This is a genomic window from Aureimonas jatrophae (assembly GCF_900104035.1).
In the GTDB taxonomy this organism is placed as follows: domain Bacteria; phylum Pseudomonadota; class Alphaproteobacteria; order Rhizobiales; family Rhizobiaceae; genus Aureimonas; species Aureimonas jatrophae.
This window is the reverse complement of the sequence record NZ_FNIT01000002.1, coordinates 253,485-266,598: the sequence shown is the minus strand read 5'-3', so window position 1 is coordinate 266,598 and position 13,114 is coordinate 253,485. Positions and strand designations below refer to the sequence as shown.

Here is a 13,114-nt window from a genome sequence, read left to right as displayed (position 1 = left end):
CCTCCCGCTCTTACGTCTTCCTGCCTTCGGAGCGGTGCCGAGCGTTCATGGCCACCTCCCTTTATCGCTACGTCTGGCGCCACACGCGCCGGGAACAGATCTGGATGCTGGTGGTGGTGCTCCTGTCCATCATCCCGCTCTTCCTGTCGTTGAACCTGCCCAAGCTCATCATCAACGGCCCGATCCAGGGCGAGGGCTTCGAGGGCGCGGGCGCGAGCGTGCGCTACTTCACCCTGACGCTCCCGCTGCCGGGCTTTCTCGGCGGCTCCGACCATCTCGTGCTTCTCGACGGCACGTCCCTGGAGCGGATGGAGGCGTTGTTCGTCCTGTCCACGCTGTTTCTGTTCTTCGTGATCGTGAACGGCGCCTTCAAGTTCTACCTCAACACCTACAAGGGGCGGCTCGGCGAGCGCATGCTGCGGCGCATGCGCTACGAGATGGTGGACCGCGTGCTGCGCTTCCCGATCCGCCAGTTCCGGCGCGTGCGGCCTGCCGAGGTCGCCTCGATGATCAAGGACGAGCTGGAGCCGATCGGCGGCTTCATCGGCGACGCCTTCGTCCAGCCGCTCTACCTCATGAGTCAGATCCTGACCGCGATGGTGTTCATCTTCCTGCAGAGCTGGACGCTCGGGGCCATCGCGCTCGGCGTGACGCTGTTCCAGGCGGTGCTGATCCCGCGCATGCGCCGCCGGCTCCTGGTGCTCGGGCGCGAGCGGCAGCTCACGGCGCGGCGCCTTGCCGGCACGGTCGGCGAGATCATCGAGTCGATGCCGACCATCCGCACCAACGACACGTCGAACATCGTGCGGGCGCGCATCTCCGAGCAGCTCGGGCGGATCTTCCTGATCCGCTTCGACATCTACCAGTGGAAGTTCTTCGTCAAGTTCCTGAACAACTTCCTGTCCCAGGCGACGCCCTTCATCTTCTACATGTTCGGCGGCTACTTCGCGATCAAGGGCGAGATCGATATCGGCGAGCTGGTGGCGGTGATCGCGGCCTATCGCGAGCTGCCCTCGCCACTCAAGGACCTGATCGACTGGGACCTGATGCGGCTCGACGTCGACGTGAAATACGAGCAGGTCGCCCAGCAGTTCGAGATCGGCGGCCTCGTCGACCCGGCCGTGCAGGCGGCGGGCGCTGCCGGCGTCGCCCGGCTCGCGGGCGGCTTCCGCCTCCTCGACACGACGATCCGCGACGACACGGGCGCGGTGCTGGCCAGCGGCGTGACGCTGGACCTGCCGCTGCGCGAGCGCGTGGCCGCGATCGGCCCGCTCGGCGAGGGCGCGGAAAGCGTCGCCGAGGCGCTGGTGGGCCTGGCGCCTCCGGCGAGCGGCGAGATCGAGCTGGCCGGCCGACCGCTCGGCGCATGGCCCGAATCGGTGACCGGCCGCCGTCTCGCCTATGCGGAGGCCGCTCCCTACTATCCGCAGTCGACGCTGCGCGAGGCCCTGCTCTATCCCCTGATGCACTATCCCGCGCCCGGCATGCATCCGCCCGAAACGCGCCTGGAGGCCCAGATGCGGCGCGAGGCGGCTGCCTCGGGCAACACGACGCTGGACGCACGCGAGGACTGGGTGGACCGCTCGGTCCTGCCCGCCAGCCCCGATCGCGAGATCGCGCTGATCGAAGAGGCGATCGCGATCGTGGACCTCAAGCGCGACATGCGGCGCCTGGGTCTGGCCGGACGCGTGCCTGCGGCCTACGAGGCCGAGGCCGGCGAGCGGGTGCTGGCCGCGCGAACGCTGTTGGCCGCGCGGCTCGCCGAGGAGGGTCTGAGCGGCGCTGTGGAGCGCTTCGATCCCGGCAGCTTCCTGCGCCACGCGACGATCCTGGAGAACATCGTGTTCGGCGCCTCGCGCGAGGACGAGGCCGCCGCGACCCGCCTTCTCGTGCGCTCCGACGCGCGGCGCGTTCTTCAGCAGACCGGGCTCGGCGACACGCTGGCCGAGATGGGCCTCCAGATCGCCACCACGCTGGTCGAGCTGTTCGGCGAGATCGGCTCCGACAATCCGCTTCTGCGCCGCATGGACATCATCCGCCCCGACGAGATCGACTTCTACCGCCAGCTCGTGATGCGGATGGGCACGCCGGACGGCCCGATCGAGACCGGCGAGGATCGGGGCTCGCTGATCCGCCTCGCCCTCTCCTATATCGAGCCGCGCTACCGCCTCGGTCTCGTGGACGACGCCCTGCGCGCCCGCATCGTCGAGGCCCGGAGCCTGTTTCGCGAGATCGCCTCGCCGCTCGTGCGCGAGAGCGTGGTGTTCCACGATCCCGATCGCTTCAACCCGGCCGCGACGCTGCAGGACAACATCGTCTTCGGGCGCGTGGCGGACGCCACGCCCAAGGCCTCGGCGCGGATCGACGAGATCCTGGGCGAGACGATCGGGGCGTCTGGCCTGGGCGCCGTGGTGCTGCGCACCGCCTTCGAGTTCGACCTGGGCGCGGGCGCCAAGCGCCTCAGCCTCGGCCAGCAGCAGAAGCTGACGCTGGCGCGCGCGCTTCTCAAGGCGCCCGACTACCTCGTCGCGAACCGATGCCTGTCGGCGCTCGACGCCGATACGCAGGCCCGAATCGTCGCGGCCGTCCTGAAGCGGGCGGCCGACCCCGCGCGGCCCTTCGGCCTGTTCTGGGTCGCCTCGGCGCCGGGTCAGGGCGAACCTTTCGACCGCATCGTGCGTTTTGAACGCGGACGGGTCGCGGGCGACAGTCTTGCGGAGCCGCTAGACCCCGTCCTATCGTCACCAGCGGACGCGCGATGACGGCCGGAGGCGGCCGGTCGCGACGGAGCCTTGAGCAGCCATGAGCCTTCTTGCGGACGAGGTCGAAATCCTGCGGCGCGTGCCCCTGTTCCAGGGCATCGAGCCGAGCCGGCTGAAGCTGATCGCCTTCACCTCGCAGGCGATGCGCTTCTCGGTCGGCGACACGCTGTTCCACCAGGGTGACATGGGCGACAGCGCCTATCTCATCCTGTCGGGCGAGGTGGCGGTCCTGGCCAGCTCGCCAATCGGCGACATCGAGCTGGCGCGCTTCGGGCGCAACGACATCGTGGGCGAGATCGGCATCCTGTGCGACATCCCCCGCACCGCCAGCGTGCGCGCCCTGACCGACGCCTCGACGCTGCGCATCGGCAAGGAATGCCTGTCCGACATGCTGGACGCCTTCCCCTCCATGGCGCGCGTGATGTTGCGCGAGATGGCGATGCGGTTGAACCGGACCTCCTCCGAGCTCGTGGCGGCTCGCGCGGCGGCGGCTCTGGCTACGTGACGCACGCGCCGGCGGGTCTGCGACTCGAGATCTGGGGCGCGCGCGGTACGCTTCCCGTGGCGCCCGACGATCCCTCACGCTTCGGCGCCAAGACCTGTTGCGTCTCGGCGGAGGCGGGCGATCGGGTGCTGATCTTCGACGCGGGAACCGGCATCGTGCCGCTCGGCAACCGGCTGCACGCCGAGAAGCGGCGCGAGATCGACCTCTTTCTCGGCCATGCGCACTACGACCACGTGATGGGGCTGCCCTACTTCGCGCCCTTCTACGATCCGAGCTGCCGCGTCCGCATCCACGCCGGGCACATGCAGGATGGCAAGACGTGCCGCGAGCTGCTGGTGGACTTTCTCCGCCCCCCGTTTCATCCGGTCGGCCTCGAGAAGTTCAAGGCCGAGATCGACTACGTGACCTTTCATCCGGGCGACCGTCTGGCGCCGGCGCCAGGCGTCGCGATCGAGACCGCGCCCTTGCGCCATCCCAACGGCGCGGTCGCCTATCGGGTGGAGACCGGCCATCGCTCGATCGTCTATGCGACCGACCACGAACACCTGCCGGGAACGCGCGACGAGACGCTGGAGCGCTTCCTCGCCGGCGCCGATCTCCTGGTCTACGACACCACCTACACCGACGCGGAAATGCCGCTTTTCAAAGGGTATGGACATTCCTCCGTTGAGGAGGGGATTCGCCTCTGCCGCCGGTCCGGCATCGAGCGGCTCGTCCTGTTCCATCATTCCCACAAGCGGTCCGATGCCGACCTGGCGCGGATCGAAGCGCAGGCGCAGGCCGACTTTCCCGGTGCCGTCGCCGGCCGTCCGGGCCTCTGCTTCGATCTGGCACCCGTGGCGGACCGCTTGCCGGCCTAGAGGCTGTCATGGTTCTGAACACGTCCAAGATCCTGGAGGTCGGCGACTGGCTCCTGCGTCAGGCGCTGGCCGAGAAGCCGCCCGAGGTCATGCTGGAGGCGCTCGCCCGCAAGCTCAACCACGTCGGCATTCCGATCGACCGCTGCCGCATGGCCTGGTCGACCCTCCATCCCCTGTTCGAGGCCGAGACGGTGCTGTGGACGGCCGATCGCGGCATCTCCACCAACCGCTTCCCGCATCAGGAGGAGGACACCGACGAGTGGCTGCGCAGTCCCATCAAGTGGATGCTGGACCACAGCGAGACGTTCATGCGCGCGCGGCTCGAGGGCCACGGCCCCTTGCCCTTCGATCTCTACGAGGAGCTGCGGGCCGACGGCTACACGGATCTCATCGGCCTGCGCACCGAGATGTTCACGGAGCGCTCCGTCCTGCCGCTGCGCGCCGACGATCTCGGCCTCTACGTGACCTGGGCGACGCGCGCGCCGGGCGGCTTCCACGACACGGTCGTGGAAACGCTGCGCCAGCTGCAGCGCTACATGGCGCTCCTGTGCAAGCTCAACATCTACCCGCGCCTGATCACGAGCGTCGCCGACACCTATCTCGGCCCGACGATCGCCCATGAGGTCTTGAGCGGCCGCATACGCCTTGGCAGCGGCAGCCAGGTCCGGGCGCTGGTGTGGTTTTCGGACCTGCGCGACTCGACGGGGCTGGCCGAAGACCTCGGCGAGGATCGCTACCTCGCGCTTCTCAACGACTACTTCGACTGCGCAGGCCGGGCGGCGGTGGAGGCCGGCGGCGAGATCCTGGCCTTCATCGGCGATGCGGTGCTCGCCATCTTCCCGATCCGCGAGGGCGAGACGTCGGAGAGCGAGGCGAGCGACCGGGCGGTGGGGGCGGCTCGTGCGGCGCGCGCCGCCTGCCAGATCGTCAACCGGCGCCGCGAGGCCGCCGGCGAGGTGCCGTTCGAGTTCGGGGTGGCCATGTGCATCGGCGACGTGCGCCTTGGCAACATCGGCATCCGCCAGCGCCTGAGCTTCTCGGTGATCGGTCCCTCGGTCAACGAGGCTGAGCGCATCGAGAAGGAAACCAAGCGCCTCGGCATCCCGGTGCTGGCGACCGACGAGGTCGCCTCCTGCGACCCGGCCCAATGGCAACCGATCGGCCGCTTCACGCTGCGCGGCACCCACCACGAGACGGCGCTCTACAGCCTGCGCCTCGACGACGCGGGAGCTCAGTCCGACAGGGGGTCGAGCGCGTCGCGCAATCCGTCGCCCAGGAACGAGAAGGCGAGCACCGTCGCCATGACCGGCACCATGGGCAGCAGCAGCCAGGGGTAGAGAACCACCGCCTCGATGTTCTGCGCCTCGGTCAGAAGCACGCCCCAGCTCGTGATCGGCGCGCGCAAACCGAGGCCGAGGAAGCTCAGCGCCGTTTCGGCCAGGATCATGGTCGGGATGGCGAGCGCGGCGGATACCACGATGTGGCTCATGAAGTTCGGCAGAAGGTGGCGCGAGATGATGCGTGCGGGGCCTGCGCCCATCATCTCGGCAGCGGCCACGAAGTCCTCCTCGCGCAAGGACAGGAGCTTGGAGCGCACCGCCCGCGCCAGGCCCGGCCATTCCAGGAAGGCCAGGATCGCGGTGATCAGGAAGTAGACGAGAAGCGGGTCGAGCGTCACCGGCAGCGCCGCCGAGAGCGCCAGCCAGATCGGCAGGTGCGGCAGCGAGCGCAGGATTTCCGTCGCGCGCCCGAGCCAGAAGTCGGCCCAGCCCCCGAGATATCCGGCCAGGCCCCCGAACAGGAGGCCCAGCACCATGGTGAGCGTGACGCCGACAAGGCCGATCGTCAGCGAGATGCGCGCGCCGTGAACGAGGCGCGAGAACATGTCGCGCCCGAGCCGGTCCGAACCCAGAAGAAAGGCGGTGCCGCCCTCCGGCGCGCAGTAGAGGTGACGGTCGCCCGCCCAGATCCCCCAGAAGCGGTAGGGCTCACCCCGGCAGAAGAAGCGCAGCGGCATCGGCCTGGAGCGATCCTCGCGGTAGCGACGCTGCAGGGTGTCCATGTCCAGCGTGCCCTCGCGCGCATAGACAAAGGGGCCGAGGAAGCGCCCCTCGTGGACGAGATGGACGCGCTGCGGCGGCATGAAGATGTGGCGCGTATCGCGCGTGGCGACGCCGGCCGGCGCGACGAACTCGGCCGTGGCCGCCACGAGATAGGCCAGCACGAGGAAGACGAGCGACGCGACCGCCAGCCGGTGCCGTCGCAGTCGCCACCAGAAGAGGCGACGCTGGGAGGCCCGCGCATAGGCCGTGCTGACGCTCGTATGCTCGCCCGCCAGACGCTCGGGATCGAAGGGCTTCTCGGAAACCCAGTGGGGCAGCGCCTCGCTCACGGGGCGCGCTGCCCGGTGAGGCGCACGCGCGGGTCGATCAGCGCCAGCGCGAGGTCGGAGACGAGCATGCCCACCACCGTCAGGATCGCCAGGAACATCAGGAACGAGCCGGCCAGATACATGTCCTGGCTGCGCAGCGAGGACAGGAGCATCGGCCCGGTGGTCGGCAGCGACATGATCACGGAGATGATCACCGAGCCCGACACGATCTGCGGCAGCAGGTCGCCGATGTCGGAGACGAAGGGGTTGAGTGCCGAGCGCAGCGCGTATTTACGCAGGACGAACCCGTCCGACAGCCCGCGCGCGGTGGCGGCCACGACATAGGGGCGCCGCAGCTCGTCGAGGAGGTTGGCGCGCAGGCGCTGGATCATCGCCGCGGTTCCCGACAGGCCGATCACCACCACCGGCACCACGAGGTGGGCCAGCACCGAGCCGACCTTGGCCGCCGACCAGTCGGCTTCCGCATAGGTGGGATCCATCAGCCCGCCGATCGAGATGCCGAACAGCCAGTTGGAAAGATACAGGAGCACGAGGGCGAGCAGGAAGTTCGGCGTCGCCAGCCCGAGATAGCCCGCCAGCGTCAGCGAGCGGTCGGCGGCGCTGTGCTTGCGCCGCGCGACGAAGAGCCCGAGCGGAAAGGCCACGAGATACACGAAGAGAACCGTCGCGAAGTTCAGGACGAGCGTCAGGAACACGCGGTCGCCGATCACGTCCGAGACGGGCGCTGCGTATTCGAACGAGTAGCCGAAGTCGCCTTGCACGAAGCCCGAGATCCAGTGGAGGTACTGGACGGGCAGCGGCTGGTCGAGGCCGTACTGCTCGCGCAGGAAGGCGACCTTCTCCTCGGCCTGCGTCTCGCCTTCGGCGCGAAGCTCGCCGATGTAGTTGGTGAGGTAATCGCCGGGCGGAAGCTGGATGATCGCGAAGATCAGGACGCTCGCGACCAGAAGCGTCGAGACCATCGTGCCGAGGCGGAACAGGAGGTAGCGCAGCATGATGGCCTATCGCGTTCCCACGGCCAGCGTCGTCGGATCGGCGAGAAAGAACGTGTCGGGGCGATAGGAGCCGAAATACGCACCCGGCTCGAAGTTCCAGCGCCCGGTGCGCGGCAGGTTGTGAAGGCGCCGCGCGGCGACGATGATCTGGTCCACGTCGGCCACGATGCCGATGCGGGGGACCTCGTCGGCGTCGAGCCGAAGCATCTCCTGCCAGACCTGTTGCTTCTCAGCCGGGTCGAGCGTCCGGCGCCAGCTTTGGTTCAGGGCCATCTGGCGGGCGGCGAAGGCGAGCGAGGGCGCCTCGCCGAGCTTGCCGCCGCTCTCGTGGTGGAGGCCCCAAGCCGGCCAGGAGGGTTGCGAGGAGTCGGTCGGGGCGAGCGCCGCCGGGCTGTCCTCGGCGCGCGCGGCGCCGTTCTCGAGCCCGGTTCCCACGGTCATCAGCGGCGAGCCGGCCGACAGGCGCGAGGCGAGCGAGTCGCGCTCCACCGCCTTGAACAGCATGCGCACGCCGATGCGACGCCAGTCCTCGGCGATGAGCTGCAGGACGTCGGTCTGCTCGCCGTCCTCGCCCGCGAACTCCACCACGAGGTCGAGCGGGCGCCCGTTCGCCATCCGCCGCGTTCCCGCCCCGTCGCGCGCCGTCAGGCCGAGCCCGTCGAGAAGGCGGTTGGCCTCGTCCGGGTCGAAGCGCGCCCAGCGCGTGGCGAGATCCGGCTCGAAGAGCGGCGAGGCCGGCAGAACCGTGTCACCGGCCGGGCGCGCCAGGCCGTAGTAGATCGCCTGCGCGATGTCCTCGCGGTTGATCCCGAGCGAAAGGGCGCGGCGGAAGTCGGCGGCCTGCAGCAGCGCGCGCCAGTCGGCATCTGCGGTGTTGAGGTCGGGAAACAAGACCATGCGCGAGCCCCGACCGCTCGGCCAGCGCAGGACATCGTAGTCGGAGCGCTCCTCGGCGGCCTTCACGAAGGCGTAGTTGCCGAGCGTCAGAGCCGTGGTCTGGAGATCGGTCTGGCCCGACGACGTCATGGCGGGGATGAGACCGGCGCTCGCGATCCCCATCGACACCTCGTCGATATAGGGCAGCTGCCGCCCCTCGCCGTCGACGCGGTGGAAGAAGGGGTTGCGGCGAAACAGGAAGCGATCGGCGGGCGGGCGCGTCGCCAGCACCCAGGGCTGGAGAGAGGGCAGGTCGGGGTCGGTGTTCTTGTAGCTCTGGTCGTGCTTGAAGTGCAGCGCCTGCCAGTTGCGCTGTCCCTCGTCCTTGATGCGCTGCTCCAGCGCCGCCGCGTCGGCGTAGCGCGCGTGGAACTGCCGGAGGTAGTGGGCAGGCCGGAAGATCTCGAGCGGCAGCGAGGCGGCGAGCGAGGGCAGGAAGTCCGGGTTCGGCGCGGCCCATTCGTAGCGGATCGTCTCGGCATCCGGGAAGGTGACCGTCGGGCCTTGGCCGTCCACCAGAAGCTGACGCGGCAGGCCGTTCTTGCCGAGTTTGGGATCGTTGGCGACGTCCTCCCAGTAGTAGCGGAAGTCCTCGGCGGTGAAGGGCTCGCCATCCGACCAGCGATGGCCGGGCCGCAGATGGAAGGTGAAGACGCGTCCCTCTTCGACGTCGACGCTGCGTGCGACGTCGGGCTCGATGTGCCCCTCGGGCGTGTAGCCGACGAGACGGGCATAGCCGAACACCACCATGCGGCGCGTGTCGCGCGCCTGCGTCTCGATGAGGCGCAGCGTCCCGCCGTAGCGGCCGGGCTCGCGGTTCATGGCGGCCAGATCGGTGCGCAGCGGCTCGGCGGGCAGGCGTTCTCGCATCGGCGGCAGCGCACCGCTCGCGACGTCGCCAGCCAGAAGCGGCGGCTCGGGCGGGACCTGCGCCAAGGTCAGGCTGGGCGCGAGAAGTCCGGCGAGAAGCGCCAGGGCCGGCAGCAGGCAGGACATCCTGTTCGCATGTCCCGGCAGGGGTGGCCGGAAGCGGGTCGGGCGCGGCCGGGACCGCATGGAACTCACGGCTCGCATGGCGCCAGAACTCCCGCAAGCGGGCGCGCGCCGAGGTCGCGCCGCCCGTCCTCAAAGGCCTGGACGAGGTGTCCGCCGCCCAGATCGATCAGGTCCGGCTCTCCCGTCCCGTCGCGCGCCACGAAGGGCCAGCCCCAGGCTGCGCGGTCGCGGGCGCGGCCGGGCTCGAAGGCCGAAAAGTCGATGGGTCGCGCGGGGTCGGGCTCGGGGATCGAGGCGATCAGACGCCGCGTATAGGGATGAACGGCGCCCGAGAACAGCGTCTCTCGCGGCGCGACCTCGACCACGCGCCCCTCCGCCATGACCACGATGCGGTCGGCCAGATAATCCACGACGGCCAGGTTATGCGACACGAAGAGGTAGGTCAGGCCCAGCTCGCGCCGCAGGTCCTGCAGGAGGTTCAGGACCTGCGCCTGCACCGAGACGTCGAGCGCGGAGACCGGCTCGTCGAAGAGGATCAGCTCGGGTTCGAGCGCCAACGCGCGCGCGATGCCGATGCGCTGGCGCTGGCCGCCCGAGAAGCCGTGGGGAAAGCGTGAAAGATGCGTCTCGGGCAGGCCGACGAGGGCCAAAAGCTCGCGCGCCCGCTCGCGCCGCGAGCGCGACGTTCCGATGCCGTGGATCTCCAGGGGCTCGGTCAGGATGCGCTCGACGCTCATGCGCGGGTCGAACGCGAGATAGGGGTTCTGAAAGACGTATTGGACGCGCCGCCGCCAGTTCTTCAGCGCAGGGCCTCGCAGCGCCAGAACGTCCTCCATCGCGCCGTTCGCGCCCCGCATCGCCAGGCTTCCCCGGTCCGGACTCTCGTCGCGCCCCAGGATGCGCGACAACGTCGTCTTGCCGGAGCCGCTTTCGCCGACCAGTCCCAGGCACTCGCCGCGCCGGATCACGAGGTCGACGGCGCGCAGGGCATGGTGCGGCGGACCGCCCCCGAAGCCGTGCGAGCGGAAGGTGCGGTCGAGGCCGCGCGCCTCCAGAAGCACCTCGCCCTCGAGCCCGTCCCCGCCCCTTCGCCGGAAGCCCGCGACGGCATCGGCGACCTTGATCTCGCGCAGCGGCCGAAGACGCTCGCCGCGCGAGCCGCCAAGGCGCGGCACCGAGCGCATCAAGGCCTTGAGATAGGGATGACGCGGATCGCGAAAGAGGTCCGGCACCGAGCCGCTCTCCATCGCCGCGCCGTGGTGCATCACCACCATCTCGTCGGCCATGGTCGCGACCACACCCAGATCGTGGGAGATCAGGAGAAGCGCGGTCCCGTGCTCGGCCTGGATGCGGCGCAGAAGGCGCAGGATCTCGGCCTGGACGGTGACGTCGAGCGCCGTCGTCGGCTCGTCGGCGATGATCAGCGCCGGCCGGCACACGATCGCGATCGCGATCATGGCACGCTGGCAGAGCCCGCCCGACAGCTGGAAGCTGTAGGCGGAAGCGGCCCGACCCGGGTCCGGAAAGCCGGTCTCGCGCAGCGCCTCCAGCGTCGCGGCGCGCACGCCTGCGGCGTCGAGCTCCGGGCGATGGCGGCGCAGGACGTCGCCGATCTGCTCGCCGATCGTATGCATGGGCGAGAGCGCGGCGGTGGGCTCCTGGAAGACCATGGCGATCCGGTCGCCGCGAATGGCCTGGAAGGCCGGCGCGTTGCGCGGCAACGCGGCCAGGTCGACCGGCGCGCCGCTCCCCTTCGGATCCCGGAACAGGATGCGCCCGGTGAGACGATGCGCCACGCCCGGCAAGAGGCCGAGAATCGTCTGCGCTGTCACCGACTTGCCGGATCCCGACTCGCCGATCAGCGCCAGCGTGCGACCGGGTCTCACCGCGAAGGACAGGTCGTCCACCGCGCGAAGCCGCCCTTCCAGCGTGCGGAACTCGATCGACAGGTTCTCGACGGCCAGAAGCGGGGGCATGCAACCCTTGAAAGCCAGGCAGGTGCCGAACGGACGGCCCGGCACGTCCCATCATGGCAGACGCCGCCCCCGTCAGGGAAGCTTCAAGTCGAGAAGCAGCGTCTCGTTGTACAGAAGATCGACGTCGCGCGCCTCGACGCCGTTCGCGGCGCGAAACCAGCGCGCGAGCGGAATGGGCTCCGGCCGGCCGCCCGCCCCGGACGACGGAAGGAAGCGACGGTCCACCGCAAGCACGCCCTCCTCGACCAAGAGGTCGGCCAGGGCCTGCGCGTGGTTCGCCAGCATCGCCGCGTCGCCGCAATGCAGGAGGTCGTGGTGCAACACGTCCTCGCCCTTGCGCTTCACGTGAAGAAGGACGAGCGCCGCCGCCGCTTCGTCCGCCGCGGCGACGACGGCAGATCGCAGGCCGAGCCCCTCGTGGTCGGACAGGCGTTGCCGGGCGTCGGCATCCAGAAGCGCAGGGTCGGACAGGAGGCGCAGCGGCGCGACGCGACGCGGGCTGCGGGGCGAGAACACCTCGCGCTGCTCGTCCAGCACCTGGAAGCCGAGCGCGCGGATGCGCCGTCCCGTGGCGCGGCGGGCGGTCAGGGTCACGTAGGTCGTGTCGGCGCGTTCCATGCCGGCCCGCAGCAGCGCCTCGCCGATGCCGGTGCCCCGATACGCGCGTTCGAGATACCAGGCACCGAGGTCGCAGAAGAGGCGCGGACCAAGACGCGTCGCTCGCCGGCTGTAGATCGTGGCCATGAAGCCGACGATGCGCCCCGTGTCCTCCACGAGCCAACCGCGCTCCAGCTCGGCCGGGCGCCAGGGATCGTCGAGGACGCGTCGCCAGCGCTCCGGCGCGATCTTCGGATTCATGAGGCGGTGAAGAAGGTCGGCGACGGGCTCGATGTCGCCGACGCCGGCCGGACGGACGACGGGCTCAGCCACGGGCGACCTCGAGGCCAAAGACCTCGGCCGCGGAAACCGGCCGGGCGTGGCGCAGGAGATGGGTGAGGAAGCGCTCCAGAAAGTCCCAGGTCGCCTCGTCATGGTCGAGGTGATGGGTGAGAAGACCGAAGCAGGCGGCCCGGTCCTTGGTTGGGTGTTCCAGCCAGAGACGCGTCTCGGCCAGGAGCTTCGCCTCGCCCGCGAAATGCGCGCCGCCCTTCCAGCGCAGGACATCGAGATGCGCATGGGCGACCCGGACGTCGCCATCGCGGCGCTCCGCGTCCGCGCCAAACGCGCTGAGACCGCGAAAGCCGAGGTCCGGCAGCGCCTCGGCGATGCGCGGCTCGATCCGGTTCCAGGGCGGCACCATCACGGGATGAAAGCGCGGACCGAAGGCCGCCTGCAACGTTTCGCGACCCATCGCCAGGTCGCGAACGAGGTCCGGCGTTTCGCGATCGCCGCCGAGTTCCACGGCCCGGCCGCCGGGGAGCGCCGCGTTGCGATGGGCAAAGCCGTGCTGGAGCACCGCGATCTCGCCCCCTGCGTCACGCAACGCCCCGGCGAGCCGGGGGTCGAGACCGGCCGGGATCACGGCCAGCGCAAGGGGCGCCCCGAACCGTTCGGCAAGCGCGACGAGGCGTGCGAGCGCGGGCGTCCAGCGAACGGCGTCGTCGTCGCGCCACCACAGGCGCAACCGCCCGTTCGCGCGCGCGCGCTTCTCCAAGGCCTCGTCCAGCGCGGCCCAAGCCTCGTCCATGCCGC

At 69.9% G+C, this 13,114-nt stretch carries 10 protein-coding genes; 4 read left to right on the top strand and 6 right to left on the bottom strand.

Annotated features, from left to right (window positions below; genetic code table 11):
• Window positions 1-47 precede the first annotated feature (47 nt).
• The 4 genes from BLQ76_RS05675 to BLQ76_RS05660 are packed head-to-tail and all read left to right on the top strand — an operon-like array spanning window position 48 to window position 5,464.
• Window positions 48-2,762: an ABC transporter transmembrane domain-containing protein gene (locus BLQ76_RS05675; RefSeq protein ID WP_090670262.1), complete on the top strand. Its 2,715-nt coding sequence runs from the start codon at window positions 48-50 to the stop codon at window positions 2,760-2,762.
• 40 nt (window positions 2,763-2,802) lie between these two features.
• The gene (locus BLQ76_RS05670) at window positions 2,803-3,267 is read left to right on the top strand and encodes a cyclic nucleotide-binding domain-containing protein (RefSeq protein WP_090670260.1); all 465 of its coding nucleotides are present in this window, start codon (window positions 2,803-2,805) and stop codon (window positions 3,265-3,267) included.
• On the top strand, window positions 3,264-4,127 hold the full coding sequence (locus BLQ76_RS05665; RefSeq protein ID WP_090670258.1) for an MBL fold metallo-hydrolase: 864 nt from the start codon (window positions 3,264-3,266) through the stop codon (window positions 4,125-4,127). The genes BLQ76_RS05670 and BLQ76_RS05665 overlap by 4 nt, the downstream gene beginning before the upstream one ends.
• 8 nt (window positions 4,128-4,135) lie before the next feature.
• Window positions 4,136-5,464, top strand: a complete 1,329-nt coding sequence (locus BLQ76_RS05660; RefSeq protein ID WP_090670256.1) for an adenylate/guanylate cyclase domain-containing protein — start codon at window positions 4,136-4,138, stop codon at window positions 5,462-5,464.
• On the opposite strand, the gene BLQ76_RS05655 is transcribed toward BLQ76_RS05660, so the two are convergent.
• The 6 genes from BLQ76_RS05655 to BLQ76_RS22005 form a co-directional block, all read right to left on the bottom strand.
• Window positions 5,359-6,519 (bottom strand): ABC transporter permease, encoded by a 1,161-nt coding sequence (locus tag BLQ76_RS05655; RefSeq protein WP_090670254.1) that lies wholly within the window; start codon window positions 6,517-6,519, stop codon window positions 5,359-5,361. The genes BLQ76_RS05660 and BLQ76_RS05655 overlap by 106 nt on opposite strands.
• Window positions 6,516-7,514 carry an ABC transporter permease gene (locus tag BLQ76_RS05650; RefSeq protein WP_090670252.1) on the bottom strand — a complete coding sequence of 333 codons (999 nt, stop codon included), beginning with the start codon at window positions 7,512-7,514 and terminating at the stop codon, window positions 6,516-6,518. Before BLQ76_RS05650 ends, BLQ76_RS05655 begins: the two co-directional genes overlap by 4 nt.
• A 6-nt stretch (window positions 7,515-7,520) precedes the next feature.
• A complete protein-coding gene (locus tag BLQ76_RS05645) occupies window positions 7,521-9,446 on the bottom strand; it encodes an ABC transporter substrate-binding protein (RefSeq protein ID WP_170842489.1) in 1,926 nt (641 codons plus the stop codon).
• Window positions 9,447-9,511: 65 nt separating this feature from the next.
• Window positions 9,512-11,422, bottom strand: coding sequence for a dipeptide ABC transporter ATP-binding protein (locus BLQ76_RS05640; protein WP_090671347.1), 1,911 nt, complete (start codon window positions 11,420-11,422; stop codon window positions 9,512-9,514).
• Between the two features lie 72 nt (window positions 11,423-11,494).
• Window positions 11,495-12,352 (bottom strand): GNAT family N-acetyltransferase, encoded by an 858-nt coding sequence (locus BLQ76_RS05635; protein ID WP_090670248.1) that lies wholly within the window; start codon window positions 12,350-12,352, stop codon window positions 11,495-11,497.
• Entirely contained in the window at window positions 12,345-13,109 is a 765-nt protein-coding gene (locus BLQ76_RS22005; RefSeq protein WP_090670245.1) for a polysaccharide deacetylase family protein, read from the bottom strand. The genes BLQ76_RS05635 and BLQ76_RS22005 overlap by 8 nt, the downstream gene beginning before the upstream one ends.
• Window positions 13,110-13,114 lie beyond the last annotated feature (5 nt).

Excerpts from the sequence above, each read along its gene's own strand:
- BLQ76_RS05675 (WP_090670262.1), top strand. The coding sequence starts at position 48 with ATGGCCACCTCCCTTTATCGCTACGTCTGGCGCCACACGCGCCGGGAA.
- BLQ76_RS05670 (WP_090670260.1), top strand. The coding sequence starts at position 2,803 with ATGAGCCTTCTTGCGGACGAGGTCGAAATCCTGCGGCGCGTGCCCCTG.
- BLQ76_RS05660 (WP_090670256.1), top strand. The coding sequence starts at position 4,136 with ATGGTTCTGAACACGTCCAAGATCCTGGAGGTCGGCGACTGGCTCCTG.
- BLQ76_RS05650 (WP_090670252.1), bottom strand. The coding sequence starts at position 7,514 with ATGCTGCGCTACCTCCTGTTCCGCCTCGGCACGATGGTCTCGACGCTT.
- BLQ76_RS05645 (WP_170842489.1), bottom strand. The coding sequence starts at position 9,446 with ATGTCCTGCCTGCTGCCGGCCCTGGCGCTTCTCGCCGGACTTCTCGCG.
- BLQ76_RS05640 (WP_090671347.1), bottom strand. The coding sequence starts at position 11,422 with ATGCCCCCGCTTCTGGCCGTCGAGAACCTGTCGATCGAGTTCCGCACG.
- BLQ76_RS22005 (WP_090670245.1), bottom strand. The coding sequence starts at position 13,109 with ATGGACGAGGCTTGGGCCGCGCTGGACGAGGCCTTGGAGAAGCGCGCG.